The sequence below is a fragment of the Allobosea sp. genome, from assembly GCF_017308015.1.
In the GTDB taxonomy this organism is placed as follows: Bacteria; Pseudomonadota; Alphaproteobacteria; order Rhizobiales; family Beijerinckiaceae; genus Allobosea.
Genome location: NZ_JAFKFW010000008.1, coordinates 99,051 through 116,839, shown reverse-complemented (window position 1 = coordinate 116,839; position 17,789 = coordinate 99,051). Strand labels below are relative to the sequence as shown.

Annotated in this window: 12 protein-coding genes, 3 pseudogenes, 1 riboswitch and 1 other annotated feature; of the genes and pseudogenes, 7 read left to right on the top strand and 8 right to left on the bottom strand. The window is 61.7% G+C overall.

The genetic code is table 11. The features are described 5' to 3' along the window. Positions 1-12 precede the first annotated feature (12 nt). From J0I42_RS09240 to J0I42_RS09215, 6 genes and pseudogenes are all read left to right on the top strand, one after another. Positions 13-753 (top strand): ERF family protein, encoded by a 741-nt coding sequence (locus J0I42_RS09240; RefSeq protein ID WP_291654532.1) that lies wholly within the window; start codon positions 13-15, stop codon positions 751-753. Between the two features lie 2 nt (positions 754-755). Beyond that, the gene (locus tag J0I42_RS09235) at positions 756-1,379 is read left to right on the top strand and encodes a lambda exonuclease family protein (RefSeq protein ID WP_291654531.1); all 624 of its coding nucleotides are present in this window, start codon (positions 756-758) and stop codon (positions 1,377-1,379) included. Then, positions 1,379-1,774, top strand: a complete 396-nt coding sequence (locus J0I42_RS09230; RefSeq protein ID WP_291654530.1) for a hypothetical protein — start codon at positions 1,379-1,381, stop codon at positions 1,772-1,774. Before J0I42_RS09235 ends, J0I42_RS09230 begins: the two co-directional genes overlap by 1 nt. A 27-nt stretch (positions 1,775-1,801) precedes the next feature. Further along, positions 1,802-2,164: a hypothetical protein gene (locus J0I42_RS09225; RefSeq protein ID WP_291654529.1), complete on the top strand. Its 363-nt coding sequence runs from the start codon at positions 1,802-1,804 to the stop codon at positions 2,162-2,164. Between the two features lie 837 nt (positions 2,165-3,001). Further along, a pseudogene (locus J0I42_RS09220) lies at positions 3,002-3,806 on the top strand (lysozyme). A gap of 93 nt (positions 3,807-3,899) precedes the next feature. Beyond that, positions 3,900-4,532 (top strand): PEPxxWA-CTERM sorting domain-containing protein, encoded by a 633-nt coding sequence (locus tag J0I42_RS09215; RefSeq protein WP_291654528.1) that lies wholly within the window; start codon positions 3,900-3,902, stop codon positions 4,530-4,532. Positions 4,533-4,758: 226 nt separating this feature from the next. On the opposite strand, the gene J0I42_RS09210 is transcribed toward J0I42_RS09215, so the two are convergent. The 8 genes and pseudogenes from J0I42_RS09210 to J0I42_RS09175 all read right to left on the bottom strand — a co-directional run bounded on the left by J0I42_RS09210 (position 4,759) and on the right by J0I42_RS09175 (position 16,039). Further along, a complete protein-coding gene (locus J0I42_RS09210) occupies positions 4,759-5,280 on the bottom strand; it encodes a transposase (RefSeq protein ID WP_291654589.1) in 522 nt (173 codons plus the stop codon). A gap of 687 nt (positions 5,281-5,967) precedes the next feature. Beyond that, a pseudogene (locus tag J0I42_RS09205) lies at positions 5,968-6,114 on the bottom strand (IS3 family transposase); the annotation flags it as partial. 35 nt (positions 6,115-6,149) lie between these two features. Beyond that, complete coding sequence (locus J0I42_RS09200; protein WP_291654527.1) at positions 6,150-7,526, bottom strand: IS30 family transposase; 1,377 nt, start codon at positions 7,524-7,526, stop codon at positions 6,150-6,152. A gap of 49 nt (positions 7,527-7,575) precedes the next feature. Next, positions 7,576-8,507: pseudogene (locus J0I42_RS09195) on the bottom strand (IS3 family transposase); the annotation flags it as partial. Continuing rightward, positions 8,108-8,224, bottom strand: a sequence feature (AL1L pseudoknot). Its footprint overlaps the pseudogene before it by 117 nt. A 2,260-nt stretch (positions 8,508-10,767) precedes the next feature. Then, positions 10,768-12,198, bottom strand: coding sequence for a phage terminase large subunit (terL, locus tag J0I42_RS09190; protein WP_291654526.1), 1,431 nt, complete (start codon positions 12,196-12,198; stop codon positions 10,768-10,770). Beyond that, positions 12,191-12,583 (bottom strand): DUF5681 domain-containing protein, encoded by a 393-nt coding sequence (locus J0I42_RS09185; protein ID WP_291654525.1) that lies wholly within the window; start codon positions 12,581-12,583, stop codon positions 12,191-12,193. The genes terL and J0I42_RS09185 overlap by 8 nt, the downstream gene beginning before the upstream one ends. Then, positions 12,573-14,015 (bottom strand): site-specific DNA-methyltransferase, encoded by a 1,443-nt coding sequence (locus J0I42_RS09180; protein WP_291654524.1) that lies wholly within the window; start codon positions 14,013-14,015, stop codon positions 12,573-12,575. Before J0I42_RS09180 ends, J0I42_RS09185 begins: the two co-directional genes overlap by 11 nt. Positions 14,016-14,626: 611 nt before the next feature. Then, on the bottom strand, positions 14,627-16,039 hold the full coding sequence (locus J0I42_RS09175; RefSeq protein WP_291654523.1) for a mannose-1-phosphate guanylyltransferase/mannose-6-phosphate isomerase: 1,413 nt from the start codon (positions 16,037-16,039) through the stop codon (positions 14,627-14,629). Positions 16,040-16,496: 457 nt separating this feature from the next. Beyond that, positions 16,497-16,626, top strand: a riboswitch (TPP riboswitch). Positions 16,627-16,712: 86 nt separating this feature from the next. On the opposite strand from J0I42_RS09175, the gene J0I42_RS09170 reads away from it, so the two are divergent. Further along, on the top strand, positions 16,713-17,789 hold the full coding sequence (locus tag J0I42_RS09170) for a LuxE/PaaK family acyltransferase (protein ID WP_291654522.1): 1,077 nt from the start codon (positions 16,713-16,715) through the stop codon (positions 17,787-17,789).

Sequence of the window (17,789 nt, the reverse complement as noted above, 5' to 3'; positions counted from 1 at the left end):
AAGGACCGGACGATGACCAGCACCTTGCGCCATCGGCGCTCCTCGGCGAGCGCGCGGCTCACGGAGCTGCGCCCTGCCCCCACGATCACCCCGTTGAGCCTATTGAGTTCCGCGCTCGATCGCGGCGCGGATGAACATGTGCTGTCTCAGCTGATCGGCCTGCACGAGCGGAGCCGCGCAGAGGAAGCACGCCGCGCCTTCGAGGCAGCCCTCACGGCCGCCAAAGCCGAGCTCCCGGTGATCGCAAAGACGCAAATCGCCAGTATAGGCGCAAAGCATTATCGCCACGAAGATATCGCCGAGATCGCCCGCACGATCGTGCCCATCCTGGCGCGCCACAGGCTGGCTTACCGCTTCCGTTCGAACAGTGACGGCGAGAGGGTGAGCATCACTTGCGTGATCTCGCACCGCGACGGTCATAGCGAGGAGAACAGCCTCTCAGCCGGCGCCGATCACAGCGGCGAGAAGAACGCGCTTCAGGCGATCGGATCGACCCTGACCTATCTGCAGCGGATGACGCTAAAGGCAGCGCTTGGTCTGGCTGCAGCCGATGACGATGATGGCAAGGCCGCAGGGGTGGGCGAGACCATCACCCGCCAGCAGACTCGGGAGCTGCTCGCCCTGGTCGACGAGGTCGGCGGCGAGCGCGAGGCCCTGCTGCGCTTTTTCAAGATCAAAGCTTTCGCCGAACTGCCGGCGCGCCGCTTCCGGCAGGCGCTGGTGACGCTCAATGCCAGGAAGGGACGGGCCTGACCATGCTCGAGATCATCAACTGCACACAAGGCTCCCCGGAATGGGCCCAAGCGCGCCTAGGTATCCCGACCGCGTCCGAGTTCGCCTCGATCCTGACCAAGGGGCGCGGCGGTACCGAGAGCCGGACCCGCCAAACCTATCTCTACAAGCTCGCCGGCGAACGGCTGACCGGCGAGGTGATGGAGGGCTTCACCTCTGCGCATATGGAACGCGGCAAGCTGATGGAGGAGGAGGCCCGCAGCGCCTATAGTTTCGTAACCGGCCTGGACTGCGAGGCCATCGGGTTCCTGCGCCGCGGACGAGCCGGCGCCTCGCCTGATGCGCTGATCGGCAAGGACGGCCTGCTCGAGATCAAGACCAAGCTGCCGCATCTCCTGATCGAGGCTCTGCTCAAGGGCGAGTTCCCGCCGGAGCACAAGGCGCAGTGCCAGGGACAGCTCTGGATCGCCGAGCGCGACTGGATCGATCTTGCGATCTATTGGCCAGGCCTGCCCATCATAATCACCCGGGCCCATCGCGACGAAGCGTTCATCGCCGAGCTCAGCACAGCCGTCGCACAGTTCAACGAGGAACTCGATCGGATCGTCGCGCAGGTCGCCGCATACGGTCGGCTGGAGGCCGCCTGATGGGTGGGCGCCGCGAGTTCACCCGCAGCCAGAAGGTCGCCATGCTCAAGCGGGCCATGGATGAGCGCGGCTGCATCCGCTGCGAAGGCTGCGGCCTCAATGTCTCCGGCAAGGTCGTCGAGTTCGACCATGTCATTCCGGAAGCGCTGATCCTCGACAAGACGAGAGAGCTTTCCATCGAGGACGGGCGTGTGCTCGGCCGTGACTGCTGTCATCGCGCACCCGGGACCAAGACCGCCCGGGATCTCGCCGCGATCGCTGAAGCCAAACGGCGCGAAGCCCGCCATCTCGGGATCCGGCCCCTTCTTTCACGTGGGTTCCCGAGACCATCACCGCAGATGAGGGCTTCCCGCCCACTCGCCAAGCCCGCTGCCTGGCGCCGCGACGATCAGTGATCCCCTGCCTCTTGGAGTTCCCATCCCATGTCTTCGACAAGCCCTGCCTCAGAACCCCGGCGCCGCTGCGCGCCGGTTCTCATCACCGCCATCATGCTCGCCAACGTCGCAAGCGCATGCGTCCCGCGTACCGCCATGCGCTTCGACCGCTACGATGGACGCAGCGACGCTGGAGCCGTCGCCCAGTTCCAGCAGGACGACGCCATCTGCAAAGGCGAAGCCGCCAAGGCCCAGGCCATGGCGGCTCCGATCCATATGGGCCGTAGCCTTGCAGATGCGATGGAGGCCGGCATGCTGGAAGGGCAACGCAACCAAGCACTGCGCCAGATCATGGTCGGCTGCATGGCCGGCCGAGGCTACAGCATGACCGTCGTCACGCCGCAGCCCTAGCGGCGACGCGCGTCATACTTGAGCAATGATGATGATCGGGTTTGCCAGTCTCGGTCCTGCGGGCTATCGCAAGCGTAAGCCGGCCGCCATCACGGCCTGACCGCAGTCGCACAACTGGAATTCAGAGCCCGCCTTAATGGCGGGCTTTTTTCTTGGGCATACCCGAAGAACAGGCTCCATCCCGCCCACGCAATCGACCCGAGCCAGAGGGTCATCACGAATGCTGCGGCTGCAAGATAGATTGGTGCTATCAGCCTTTTCATCTGTACCTAAGTGTTGGGCAGCGACCCGGCCGGCGGTGCGGCCACCGACCGGGCCAGCCAAAGACAGTTACGAGGTATGGCCAGTACCCGCGCTTAAACTATCAGCTAACGATGACGTTCCATCATTCAAACGATCGACGGCGTTAATTCGCCGACCCTGAACCCATCACCTTAACTGGCCGCAGCCTCGGCACGATAACCCGCCATTTAGAAACAGCTTCTAACGTGTGGAGCAGAACATTGGCTGAAAGCTGCGCGCATGACCTGGCTCTGGATTCTGAACCTACATCTTTTGGGCCTGGCCGTTTTCTTGGACATAGCCGAGAGCGCGCCGGAGCTCGACTGGCACGATTGAGTGCTAGCCAGACAGTAGATGCCACGCTGTTAAGCCGAGAAGCCCAATCCACACTACCTGGCTGAGCACGAGCCCGCTCAGCACAAGGCGCGAAAATGCGCGCTCTGAAAACCTGAAGCCTCTAGGAAATCGGGTCACTTCGAAACTGACCTGTGTCACTTCGACATTCCTCCGGTAGCCGGAAGAGGCCGTCGCAGGCCTCTTGCCACCTATGGCTCTTTGCAGGGCAGCCGGGCTTTGATCCGCCCACCTCGCGCGGGCTTTCCCAAAGCTCTGAGAACGAAGGCCTATTTCGACAGCGTCGGCATCTGGACAATTGAGGTAGGGCACACCGCCGCCGGCGCGCCAATCCCGTATAAGGGCCCGGCAATCAGCCGGGAAGAGGCGCTGGCCGTTTTCACTTGCGACCTGCAGCCCTACGAGGATGCGCGACGCGATCAAGGTGCCGTTCGCCGACCATCAGTTCGACGCCCTGGGCTCGATCTGCTTCAACATCGGACAAGGCGGATGCAAGGGCTCGACCTTCTTGAAGCGGATCAACACCCGCGCTTCTGCCTCCGATATCCGGGCAGCCATCCTCGCATGGCACAACCCGGCTGAAATTCTGCCCCGCCGCTTGGCCGAGGCTGACCATTTCGAGATGCCCTACACGACGCGGCTTCCCAAGGCTCGCGGTATCGACGCTGCGCCGATCGGCATTCTCAGCATTTGGAAATACCTGAAGAAATTGAAAAGCCCCACGACAGTGACTGGCGACCGGATCATTCCCGGCCTTGCGATTGCCGACATGCAACCGATCCGGGACCTCGCGGCGGCTCAAGCTCGAACTGCCGCGGCTGGCGAGCGAACGGCGGCGGCGCTGGAAAAGATGCTGGCCCTCAGCCAGGAGCGGGCAGAAGACACGGAGATCGTCCGCCGAGCAGAAATCTTGGCGCAAGAGATGCTGAAGAAGCTGCCGGCGACAACGGCGAGGAACGTGAGCGCCGCTGAAATCCGCCAGCTGGGAGCAGCGCCAGGTGCCTGACTGCAGGCCGCCCCGAATCATCTTGATTTAAAATAACTTGAAAGCAATCCTCCTTAACGGTATATTACCCTGCGGCATTGTGGAGTGGGAGCGATGAGAAGAATCAAGCTTCTTGCGACGGTCGGCGCCTTGGCGGCCGTCATGTGTATGGCCGAAAGCGCTTCGGCGGCCTTGGTCGTCGGGGGATACACGCTTGAGGCTGGCAGCTTCGGTGGACAGCTGGGCGTACATTCGAACGGGACGCAGTCCGGCAATTTGGTCGGCGGCTTTGTGAATCAAGATGGCTCTGCTGTGACGTTCAGCAGCACCAGTACATTGTCGCTCAATGGCTCCGGTGAAGCGACCGTCCAGGGCAACCCGACCATGGCGAATTTGCTTGTTACGTTCGCTAAATCGTGGGGCGCAGTGACCTTTGACTTCGAGACAGAGAAGAAGACGCCGTCGACCATGAGCCTGTTGGTCAATGGTGTTGACCTCTTTTCGGGAGCGATGTGCGGCACGCTCTGCGATTTGGGCAATGGCGCCAACAAATTCGTTCTGACAGGTCCTGCTATCCAGACTTTGGCGTTCAGCTTCGATCCGGCCATTTCCGATGCGAAGCAGTTCCGTCTTGAGGTAGCAACAGGCGTTCCAGAACCCGCCACCTGGGCGATGATGTTGCTGGGCTTTGCAGGACTGGGCTATGCAGGGTATCGCCGACGCAGCGCAGAGCCCGCTACCGCCTGATGTGTCGGTGCGGTAAGAGGTGTCCTGATGGTCCCGTCAGCTCCCGCTGGCGGGGCCTTATCTTTTGGGTCGGCAGGAGTAAAGCAGAGGCTCTCGTCGCGGGCTCATAGAGCCCTGCGCTGATCAAGATCACGGCTTCGAAATCACTTGTAACACACGGGGCGATGGTGAGCTCCCGCCAGGAGGCTGGCTTCTCTGCGAAGTCGGCACTAAGGCCGCTTCATGATCAGGTCGGATGGGTAGGCGTCTCTATCTTTTTGTCGAACTGCCAGCCTGAGCCAGCGTTCAGCCCCGCCTCGAGATTGCCTGCCCACTTGTCCCTGGACGGGATCTCTATCCACGCAGCGCAGCGGAACTCTTCGCTGGGTTCAGGCGGCCTCGGCCCCCAGCGATAAGGTGTGTTGTCGATCCACATCCGAAGCAGGATGGCCGCCAGGCGCCGGGCCACAGCCACGGTCGCCTTTGCCATACCTCGACGGCGGGCAACGGCGAGACCCCAGGCCTTCAGTGGCGAGCTCTTCTTCGATATCCGCATCACGATCCCAGCAGCCTCGAGCAGATTCCAACGGATCCCGGCATCGCCACAGTTGGATATATCTCGATCCCGATCGATCTCGCCGGATTGATAGCGCGAGGGCGTTAGCCCCAAATGGCCGGCGACCGAGCGGGATCGACCGAAGCGTGCGGGTTCATCGACGCCGGCCCAGAAGCTCAGCGCGACCATCGGACCAACTCCCGGCGCCGCCATCAGCAACTTGCAGGTCTCCTCGCTCTCGGCCAGCCGCCCCATCGTCTTTGCGGGGCTTAGCTATGCAGGCTACCGTAAACGTAAGCGGGCCATCGTCGCTGAAATTGAAAGACCGCCTTGATTGCGCGCTTTTCGTGGGCACTACCCGAATAGCAGGTTCCATCCGGTCCACGCGATCGACCCAATCCAGAGGGTCATCACGAATGCTGCGACTGCAAGATAGATTGGAGCAATCAGCCTTTTCATCGGTCCTCAGAAGCCAAGCAACGACCCGGCCAGCGGTGCGGCCACCAACCGGGCAAGCCAAAGCCAATCGTAAGGTATGGCCAGTCCTCACACTCAAATTATCAGCTTACCATGACGTTACGTCGCCAAAAATTTGAAGGGTTAATTCGCCGACCCTGAACTCATCACCCAAGCTGCCCTGCAGCCTGGGCGCGATAAACCCGCCGTTTAGACACGGCGTCTAAAGTATGGGCCGGTACATTGGCTGAAAGCTGTGCGCATGACCTGACTTTGGATTTTGAACCTGCATCTCGCCGGCTTGGCCATATTCTTGGACATGGCCGAGAACGCGCCCGAGCTTGATTGACACGATTGAGCGCGAGCTGGACAGCAGGTACCACGCGGTTAAACGAGGGCGCGCATTGAACTGCCCCGGGTTCGCCGGAGGCCATTTGGTTTGAGTCACGCCGCGATGGCTGGCTCGTCCTGCATCGCGTAATAGCGTTCCTCGGCTTCGGCCGGCGGAATGTTGCCTATGGGCTCAAGCAGCCGGCGATTGTTGAACCAGTCGACCCAGGTCAGCGTCGCGAACTCCACGGCTTCGAAGGATGGGGGATTCAACCGGTCGTCGCAACACCGGCATCTTACTGCTGAGCGAGGAACTGATCGAGCATTTCGATCGGTGTTTTCCATCCGAGCGTTTTGCGAGGCCGCGTGTTCATCGCGTAAGCGACGGCAGCCAGCTCCCCGGTTGAGTGCCGGCTGAGATCGGTGCCTTTCGGGAAGTATTGGCGCAAAAGGCCTTTGGTGTTTTCGTTTGAGCCGCATTGCCACGGGCTTTGCGGATCGCAGAAGTAGACTTCCAGCCCGCTCTCGATGCGGAGCCGTGCATGCTGAGCCATCTCGGCTCCCTGGTCCCAGGTCAGCGATTGACGAAGCGTCGCCGGCAGTTCGCTCATGGACTGGACGATCGCCGTGCGAACAGCTTCAGCACCGTGTCCGGCCAGTGGCGGGCCGTTCTTGACCCTCTGTCCCCGCTGATATCCCTCTTGGCGCGGCAGGTGCAGCAGCATCGTGAAGCGCGAGCTGCGTTCGACGAGCGTGCCAATCGCCGAGCTGTGCAGGCCCAGGATGAGATCACCTTCCCAATGCCCCGGTATCGCCCGGTCTTCGACCGCCGGTGGTCGTTCACTGATCATGATGGCGTCGCCCACGAAGGCCTTTCCACGACCGCGGGTCCGCTCACGCGGAACACGCAGAGCTCGGCCCGAACGCAAGCAAGCCGTCAACTCCCGGCGCAACGCGCCGCGACCCTGGATGTACAAGGACTGGTAGATCGCCTCGTGGCTGATGCACATGCTGGAATCGTCCGGGTAATCGATCTGAAGTCGGTGGGCGATCTGCTCGGGGCTCCACGCGGTTGACCAGCGCCGGCTCTGCCGGAGTACGGCGCGACGCTTCTTCCATATCACCTTGGGGCCAGCGAAGCCGGCGCCATCGACGTTCGTCACCTCTCCCGAGAGATGCTGCTCGACATAGGCGCGTAGAGCCGGGTTGCTGGCCAACTTGCCCGGGCGAGGCCGTCGTGCTGCACGGTCGGCATGCCACTGCGCGGCGAGGGCGCGATAATCGAGGTTGCCGCTGCGCGTCGCAGCGTTACTGCGCACCTCCCGCGAGATCGTGCTGGGCGAGCGCCCCAGCTTCCGTGCAATCGCGCGAATCGCTGCCCCCTTGGCAAGCTCGATCGCGATCTCTTCACGCTCGCCGAAGGACAGATATCTTCCGGTCGGGGCGGGCGCCGAAGGCGCAAGGTGGGTTGGCGGCATCCCTCCCGAACTCCGAAACCAGCGCGGGCCCAGCGGCGCCGAAATCCCGGCGTCGGCGGTCGCTTGCTCGCTCGTACGTCCGCGCGCGATAGCCTGCCAGAAGCGACAATAATGCTCACGCTGCCAGGCAGGGGGCCTTCCCGGCGAACACAACTTCCGCCGTGTGCATCGTTCTGACGCTCGTCGACCAGCCATCGTCACAACCTCCAATCTTTGGGTGTTGCGACGACCGGTTGAATCCGCCTTGCGAGCCGCGATCCGAGTGATGCCAGCCCACCGCGGTGTACAGGTCGGCGCTCGTGCAGCGCCTGCTCCAACGCGTCGAGCACGAAGCTCGCATGGGCCGTCCGCGACACCCTCCAACCGACGATCCGCCGAGCATAGGCATCGATCACGAAGGCGACGTAGACGAAGCCCGACCAGGTGCTGACATAGGTGAAATCCGAGACCCACAGCATGTTCGGCGCCGGCGCATGGAACACCCGATTGACATGGTCCAGCGGACACGGCGCGGCCTTGTCCTGAACGGTCGTGCGGAGGGGCTTGCCACGAATGACACCTTGCAGGCCGAGGTCGGCCATCAGGCGTTCGACCGTACATCGCGCAACGTCGACCCCCTCGCGCAACATCTGCCGCCAGACCTTGCGTGCGCCATAGACCTCGAAGTTCTCTCCGAACACGCGCTCGATCTGCGGCTTCAGCTCCAGGTCCCGCTTCGCCCGAGCCGACAGCTTCCGGGGATCGGTCCGCTTGGCGACATGCTCATGGTAGGTGGAAGGGGCGATCGGCAGCACGTTGCAGATCGGCTCGACCCCATAGGCCCAGCGGTGATCGTCGATGAAGTCGATTATGACCGGTGTCGGCGGTCGAGCTCCGCTTGGGCAAAATACGCCGATGCTTTGCGCAGGATCTCGTTCGCCTGCCGAAGCTCCCGGTTCTCGCGTTCGAGAGCTTTGAGCTTGGCTGCCATGTCCGTCGTCAGCCCGGGCTTGCGGCCGCTGTCGACCTCGGCCTTCTTCACCCACTCGTTAAGCGTCTGGGCTGTGCAGCCGATTTTGCTCGCGATCGACGTGATCGCCGCCCAGCGCGACGAATGCTCGGCTTCGTGATCAGCACCATCCGCACCGCACGCGCACGCACCTCAGGCGAGAACTTGTTCGTCGTCTTGCTCGTCATAGCCCCATCCTCTCAGGAGTTGGGGCCTCCGACAAACCCGGGGCGGTTCATTACAGCTTTCGTTCGAATGATGGATGACAAGCGAACGACTCGCTCGGCCTCAGACGAAGAAGCGCGTAATCCTCCCTGTCTAGTCGATCCGCCAACAGATTAGTAACAGGGCAATTCCAACAGCGCCGACCAGCAGCGCGCCCGACACCCGCGACCAGCGACGGGATACGGTCGGCAGCAGCGTCTCGCATTCAATGCAACGGGCGAGGGTGACTGGCACAGCACTGCCGCAGCGCGGGCAAATCACCGTCTTGAGTTTTAGACTGGATGCTTCCTGAGGCCTCATTGTTAAGAGCGCGCAGCGAAAGGAACTAATTTACTGTAAGCGAAAAGGTCATGGCGCTAGCGTTCGCTTGGCAACTACGTGCGCATTTGTTGATCTAATCGAATGCGAACGCAATGCGCTATAGCCAAGGAGGGCGACCCGGCTGATTAGAAGATGATAAGCGCGGTCAGGACGAAGTAGCCCATAATCTTCTCAGACCGACCGAACTCCAAGCGTTATCCGATCGTTTCGAATTTGGCCTATTTCATTTCGGCATTTCTTCAGATGCTGAAGGAGTTTCATAGGTCCTGTGCCAACGCCAGCCGGCGAACTATTTCTCGCTAGGCCAGCTTCGGCGTGGTCATGTCGAGATCTCGAGCATGACGAAACGCGCCGCAGCGACACCACGGTGATCGCTGCGGTGAACCACACCTGGATCATCACTCACGTATCCGCTGGAATCTAAGGTTGAATCTCGCGATATCACAACGTAGCTCTTACTAGAGCGGTTCACATAACCTCTTCACGCCTCAGTATAAGTGAAAACGGTTCAATGAGCACGCCTTTCGGTGGACATGCGCTCCGGGCCCATCACATCCAGAGCGTTAGGAGGCCGGCGAGATTGGTCGCCGTCAGCTGCCACTGCTGCACCAGATCGGCTGTTGCGTCGAAGCTTGCGTAATGAACGTCTATGTTGAGAGCTCACGGCGCGACCAGCAGCGGCAGCACAAATATAACAGCAAGGGCGACGACTATTCCCGTTCGTGTCCAAACGCCAGCATTACGACTACTCAACAGCACGTCAGTCCTCCAGATTTTTCACTATTGACGCAACAGATCACAGTCAGCCGGCCGCAGCAACACTAATCGACACTTGAAACGTTAATGGACACGACCGTGGTTCAGCGAGCACTGGTCGCACTTGGCTAATCTTTCGCCTTCCAGGGCGTGCTGGGCCCGAAGACACACGCGGCGCTTTAGACGTTCAAGCGCATAGCCTGGTTGACCTCAGATCGGGCGGTAGGCCCACGTACCGTTGCTGCGTTGCAAAGGTCAGAACCAGGAAAAGCGGTGGATCACCCTGAGGGGCCATGGCGCTCCCGCCGGCGCACCGATGCCGACGGCCCAGATGAAGCGCGGAATCGCTCATTGGACCGCCGGGGGGTCAGGTATCGACCGCAGTTATCACGTTATTCTGATCGAAGGCGACAGCAAGTTCGTTCAAGTTTTCCTTCTATCGACCTCACGACGCGCTCGGCTTGGGCCTTGGTTATGCCGCGCACTAACTGAACTACAACACCGGTTCGATCAGAACTTCTCCGTGCTGTATGGCCAGCACAGTCGAGAGCTCGTTAAAGGCCGAACATGCACCGACAAGACGCATTCAATAGGAAACGCTGCCTGCTATCTCGCCGACCTCTGCCGACGCTATATGCCTCTGGTGTCGCCACATACTGACCCCTCGCACGCCGACGTTCAGGACATGCTCCGGATAAAGCAGCGCGGCAGATCGGACATTTCGCAGCTCGCGTTCGACCCGAGCGTCATCGTAGCGATGGCTTGCAGCGATCATTTCGGATCATCGTCGCCAGCTTTGCTGGGCAGCTTGATTTGAAAAGAGGTGGAGGCTCCGACATCGATCAGCCCCTTCTTTCTTCTTTGGGCCTCAGCCCTCCTTGCATTGGTCATTCGGATGGAGGCCGAATAGTCGCTTCCTGATCTTCATTGCCAGCCCCCTGATGCCGCTAGGCCAAGAACTGGCCGTGCCTAAGATGCTGTATCTCGTAGCGGCCTAGTTCGCCGCCAGTTTCCGGAACATACCATGAATCATATTTTCCTGCTCTCGTCGCCCTAGCGACGTCGCGTTCGCGTCTGCATCGAAAGGCTGCGGGCTACAGCATGACCGTTGTGATGCGCCGTGACGCCAAACGTGTCATGTCCGCTTCACGGGCGAACATGACGCTGCGGGCGCACGATGCGCTGCGGACGCTCACGGATCGTCGGCGTCCTCGCCGTCAGATATTTGAGCGCCTGGCTCGTCGCATCGACCTGATCATCGTTGCGCGCCAGCGGGAAGGCCAGGAGCTCGCCGAGATAATCGGCAAGCCAGCTGGCTTCGCGGGGCAGGAACACCTGCCCCGCCTCAAAGCGCGCGGCCTGCGCCATCAGCCTGGCCTGCTTATCGATCCGCGACTGCTGAAGGAGCGTGTACAAGGCACCGGTACGCATCAGGTCCTGCGACAGCGCCCGCCCGAGCTCGGTATCCTCGACCAGCGTCGCGTCGGCAGCGTGTTTCCGCGAGAGCTCGATCATCTTGCGGCGCAACTCCGGCGCCTCCCAGCGACCGCGGACAAGGTCGATCAGGTAATAGCTCTGCCCGATCGCTCCCCAGACCATCCCGACCGACCAGTCGGAATGCTCGTTCTGAGTCGAAGCGGTATCCCAGGACGCAACCTTCAGATCGAACTCGGCCGGCCGCTCATCGTAGTAATGCAGCCAATCGCGCTTGATGATCTGGCCTTCGGCCGGCAGCGGGTTCTGCTGGTACTGCGCCGAGAAGTTCAAGGCGCCGAGATTGCGCTTGATCGCCTCGAGATCGGCAAAAGTATCGCGGCCGACATGCATGATCTCACCCTGGCGACGTCGATATACCGCCTCCCTCCCTTGGCCGATGCGATAGCTGCAATCCTCCGGCGCGATAGCGGGGATCGAGAGCACCTCCCAATCCTCCATCTCCAGGACATGCCCGACCAGATCATCCTCGTGCAGGCGCTGCATCACGATGACGATGGCGCCGTTTTGACGATCGTTCAGCCGGGAATAGAGGGTACCATCGTAAAAGGCCTGAACCCGACGTCGGGCCGCCGCCGACAAGGCGGCTTCGAGCCCGTTGATCGGATCGTCGATCACAATCAGATCGGCGCCGCGTCCCAACACCGAACCGCCGATCGACGAGGCATAACGATAGCCGTGTTCCGTGGTGCGGATCTCCTGGCCTCGATTGGCCTTGATCGCGAAGCCCGGGAAGGCGCGGCGATACCAGGCGGAGGTCACCACGCTGCGGAAGGCCGCAGCGTGGGTCAGCGAGAGTTCCTGCGCGTAGCTGATCGCCATGACCCGCTTGCGCGGGTTATGGCCCATCAACCAGGCGGTGAAGGCGATCGTGACGCAGATCGACTTGGCCGAGCGCGGCGGCACATTGATGATCAGCCGCTTGCATTCGCCGCTCCAGACCCGCGTCAGCTGATAGGCGATCGCTTCGATATGCCAGTTGTGCTGGTAGGCCGTTCCTGGCTCCAGCGTCACGAAGCAATGCTCGATGAAGCTCGCCAGATCGCGCCGCAGGATGGCGGTGAGGATGTCGTCGTCAGTCATCACCGCCTCCCTTCGCATTCTTGAGCTGACGCGCGAGGAAGCGCGTAATCAGCGCTTCCTCCTCCGCATCGCTCAGCGACGACTCCGCGTCAGTCTTGTTGTCGTTGAGGCTATCGTCCTTCAGGAGCAGCTTCATCGCGTTGAGATTGCCATCGAAGCTCATCGCGAGGAGCTTTTGATAGAGCGCTTCGCGCGCCGTCACCTTTACCCGCTTGCCGCCGAGGGTCATCGGCACCAGCCGAGACAGGACCATCTCACGATAGTCCTGTTTGGCCTGTTCTCCTTTGCGGCGGCCCGAGGGGTTGCCACTGCGTCCCTTCTGGAAGCGGGTGTGCAGCGGCGGCTTCTTGTGACCTACGGCCTTGGGATCATCCTCACGCGACATGGCCCCCTCCAACGCTCTCGTCCGACACCGTGCGGGCGTTGGCGTCGCGCCCGCGCTGCACCGCCATCTCCGCGAAGGTCAGCCCGGTCTCGGCGTGGCGCGCCTCGGCCTTGAACAGCGTCTCCCAGCGCCGGATCGCGCCGTCGACATAGAGCGGATCGAGCTCCATCACGTAGCCACGGCGCTTGGTCTTGGCCGCCGCGATCAGGGTCGTGCCGGACCCGCTGAAGCTGTCGAGGATGATGCCCTTCGGCTTCGAGCAATCCTTGATCGCGTCCATCACCATCGCACAGGGCTTCACCGTCGGGTGGCTCGCCAGCTCCGCCATCCGGCCCTTGCGGAACCCGTTGACGCCCGCATAGCTCCACAGAGTGGTGCGATAGCGCCCGTGCTTGCCGAGCTCGATATTGTTGATGTGCGGCGCCTTGCCCTTCTTCCACAGCGTGACCAGCTCGGTCTGGCTGCGATAGAGCGAACCCATCCCGGCATTGGCCTTGGCCCAGGTGATCACCGACTTCAGCTCGTCGAACACGCCATAGCCGGCGTTCAACATCTCGTGCAGATGCGGACCATCGATGCAGCTATAGACCAGTGCGCCATCCTGCGATGCCTCCGCGATCTCGGCGAAGACCGCGTGCAGGAAGCTCGTGAACTCGAGCTTGCTCATCTCACCGGACGCCATCGCGAACTCGCGATGCTTGACCTTGCCGAGACCGCTGACATGGCCATCGACCCGGACGTTGTACGGCGGATCCGTGAACGCCATCTGCGCGAGTTCACCGCCCATCAGTATCTGATAATCGCCCCGCTCACGCGCATCGCCGCACAGGATGCGGTGTTCGCCCAGCAGCCAGAGATCGCCCCGCACGGTCACCGCCACATCCTGCAGCGCCGGCAACGAGTCCGCCGGATCAACCTTCGCCGCCACCGTCGGGCCGGGATCGAGGAGCAAATCGATCTGCGCCGTCTCGAAGCCGGTGATCTCGACCTCGAAGTCGAGCTCGATCAGCTCGCCCAGCTCCAGCTTGAGGATCGCGTCGTCCCAACCCGACAACTCGGCCAGACGATTATCCGCGATCCGCAACGCCCGGATCTGCTGCGGACCGAGATGATCGATGCAGATCACCGGCACGGTCTTCATGCCAAGCAGCTTCGCCGCCTCGTAGCGACCATGCCCCGCGACGATCTCACCATCAACGGTCACCAGGATCGGCGTCGTGAACTTGAACGCCTTGATGCTCTCCGCGATCAGATGGATCTGTTTCTTCGAGTGCGTCCGCGCATTGCGCACCGACGCCTTGAGATCCGACAGGATCCGCTCGCTCACCTGCGGCGCGAACGACGCCGCAGCACGCACGAGCGTGGGATCTGTGGTGGCAGGCTGGATGCGGCGGCGAACACGCACCGGCGATGTTTGAGAAAGAGAGGACATTACGATCGTTTCCTTTTTCAAGGAGACGACCAGAACAAGCGAGCACTCGCAGCAAAGCGCGACCCGCCCAGCTCCGCTGGGAGGCCTACACCTTGCCTAACGAGGGCTGCTCAAAGAATGAAATGCCTCAATTAGGAGTGCCGAACACGATCTGATCGGTCTCGGCATTTGCTCGCGAATCACGAGCACACTGGACCTTAACGCACTTCCGACCGGGAGCAAAGGACAACAATCTCCACGCTAAGAACATATACTCGATTTGTCAGCTTGGGCGCTGGATTGGCTCTCGCCGCCCCAAAAAGCCGGGGTGCGAATCCCACCAACCGACACCCCTGATCTCGTCTTCCACAATCCCTGCTTATTGCAGGCGAATTCCCTGCTCGACAGCGGGACATTCCCTGCTTCTGAATTCGCCCTACTAGCGAATATCCCCACGCAAACAAGCGCTTAAACCGAAAGCCGGCCATTTCAAAGCCCGCTCTCAGCTTCGAATTCCCTGAATATTCCCTGCTATCAGGGAAAATCTGGGCTTGTGGAGGCTTCGCGCTAGGCGCCAATAAAGTCTCCAGGCTTGCTGACAGCTTCGCCTGGCGGCCGACCCATGCGACGTTTCAAACCCGCTTGTAGACGTCCTCGATCCGCACGATGTCATCCTCCCCAAGATAGGAGCCGACCTGAACCTCGATGATCTCGAGGGGAATCTTGCCGGGATTGGCCATGCGGTGGACGCAGCCGATCGGCAGGTAGATCGACTCGGTCTCGTGAACGATGATCGTCTCGTCGTTGCGCGTGACTTCGGCCGTGCCGCGCACGACGACCCAGTGCTCAGCGCGATGGAAGTGCTTCTGGAGCGACAGGATGCCGCCCGGCTTCACCGTAATCCGTTTGACCTGATAGCGCCCGCCCATGTCGACCGAGAGATACTTGCCCCAAGGCCGGTGAATCTCGAGATGCGCATTCGCCTCCGGCTCGCCATTCGCTGCGACGAGCGCTATCAGCTCCTTGACCTTGTCGACCTTGGCCTTCTGGGCCACCAGCACGGCGTCGCGGGTCGCGATCACCGCGACATCGTCAAGGCCGATGACCGCGACCAGACCGTCATCCGCACGCAGGAGGTTGTTGGAGCCGTCGAGGACATAGCCGCGGCCTTCGACGACGTTGCCACTGGCATCTTTGTCCGAGAGTTCCCAGATGGCGGACCAGCCCCCCACGTCCGACCAGCCGAAATGCCCGGCGATCACGGCGGCCTTCCGGGTGCGCTCCATCACGGCATAGTCGATCGAGATCTTCTTGACCGCACCAAAGCTCGCAGGCTCGAGGAGAAGGAAATCGAGATCCGGCTTCATCCCGGCCACCGCCTCGACGACCGGCTTCAGCACGTGAGGCTCGAAAGCCTCGATCTCGGCATGCATCGTCGCTGCATCGAAGATGAAATTGCCGGAATTCCAGAGATAGCCATCGAGCAGATATTGCGCCGCCCGCTTGGCATCCGGCTTCTCGACGAAGGCTGCGACGGTGCGGGCCTCATCGCCCAGCGCCTCGTCCGGCTGGATATAGCCATAGCCCGTCGCGGGATGGGTCGGCGGAATGCCAATTGTAACGATTCGACCCTGCGCGGCGAACTCGCCGGCCTTCCGGCAAGTATCGACGAAGAGGTCGGCCTCGCGGACAACGTGGTCGGCGGCGAAGACACCGACAACCGCCTGGCTATCGCGCTTGAGGGCCAGCTCGGTCGCAACGGCGACGGCGGCGGCGGAGTCCCGCCGTACCGGCTCCAGCACGATCTCGGCGCCGAGGCCCAACGCCTGCAATTGCTCCAGGACCGTAAAACGATACTCGACATTGGTGATCACGATGGGATCAGCGAAAACTGACCGGTCGCTCAGCAACTTCATCGTCCTCTGGAAGGTCGAATCCCGCCCTAGCAGCGGAACGAACTGCTTGGGCATCGTGTCCCGCGACACCGGCCACAACCGGGTCCCGGCGCCGCCGCACATCACGACAGGGATAATCCTCGGCGCCATCTCAAAGCCACTCCGCCTTGCGCGCCGCCTCCGTTCGAGCAGAGCGCATTTCCCATATCGCAGCCTAACGGCCTCGCTTTACGGAAAGGTGTATGTGGAATCCGATCGGCGGGATTGGTAGCGAAGTCCTTAAGGGAACGAACGGATTCCCGTCGCACCTTAGATCACATAAGTGACAGATCTTCCGAGAAATCGACTCAGGTGCCCGTCTCGGCTTCCTTGCTTTCTTGCGCTGCGAGAACGCGGCCAGCATCTGCATAGATGAAGCCCTTGGTGTGCACGGCGGTAAGAAAACAACATCCCAAATCGCTGGCCGTTTTTTGTGGCCGCGTTCGTCGCTCTGGTTGGCGTGGTCGCGTCTAAGCATTAGATGGACGGCTTGAAATGGATACAATCGCGTCACCTGCATGAAACATCGTTGATCGCTTGACAGCTCAGTCGATTGCTCGTCATCTGCTCCCGTTCCCAGGGGGGCCTCGCTAGGAGGCTGAGATTCCGCCGGCTGGGCTTTCGAGCCCAAGCAACGCGGTGACCCTCCGAACCTGATCCGGATCATACCGGCGTAGGGATGCGGGACATGCGGCCGTCACAGGCCCTGATTCCAGCTTGCGCTCGTGATCCTCCAACGATCGACGCTTCGGCTTGGCCGTGCGTCCGAACGGAGTGGGTTTAAGTGACGCAAGCCGAGATCATCGCGGCGCTGCTGGACTTCATCGCGCTTCCCGACGCCTCGGAAGCCGAATTCGAGGCGATGGCGCTCAAGGTCTTCGCCTATCAGTTCCGCAACAACGAGCCGTACAAGCGCTTCTGCCTGCAGCGCGGCCGCACGCCGCTCTCGGTCCGGCGCTGGCGGGACATTCCGGCCGTGCCGATCACCGCCTTCAAGGACCTCACGCTGAGCTGCATTCCGCCTGAGCAGGCTGAGCGCGTCTTCATGACAAGCGGCACAACGCAAGGCATCCGGGGCCGCAGCTATCACCCGACTCTCGATGTCTGGAAGCGCTCGATGCTGGTGAATTTCCGCGCGCGCTTCATGCAGGGCCGCGAGCGCATCCGCATGGGCATCCTCTTCCCGGACGAGACGGAGCTGCCGAACTCCTCGCTCGCCACCTATCTCTCGCTCGCCAAACGCGAATGCGGCACACCGGATTCCAAGACCTTCATCCATGCCGCTGGACTCGATCTGGACGGCCTTCTGTCGACTCTGGAGCAGGCGGAGGGGAGCGGCGAACCCTATGCCCTGCTCGGCGCAAGCTATTCCTTCGTCCCCGTACTGGATGCACTCGCGGCAAGCGGCCGGCGCTTCGCGCTCCCGGAAGGCAGCCGCATCCTCGATACCGGCGGCTTCAAGGGCCAGTCGCGCGAGCTTGGACCTGACGAATTCTATGACGGCCTCAGCGCCGCCTTCGGCGTGCCACGCGCGTCCTGCATCAACATGTACGGAATGACCGAGCTGAGCTCGCAGCTCTATGACGACGGCAACGCCGTCTGCCCGTCGGTGAAATCCGGCCCGCACTGGATCCGCAGTCGCGTGGTCGACCCTTTGACCGGCTCTGACCTGCCGGAGGGCGAGCGTGGCGTGATCGTCCATCACGACCTCGCCCATTTCAACTGCGTCGCGGCAATCCTGACCGAGGATGCCGGCCAGATCGTGCCCGGCGGTTTCAAGCTGCTCGGCCGGGTCGATGGCGAGGCCTCGAAAGGCTGCTCGGTCGCGGTCGCCGAATTCCTCGCAGCGGCACGAGGCTGA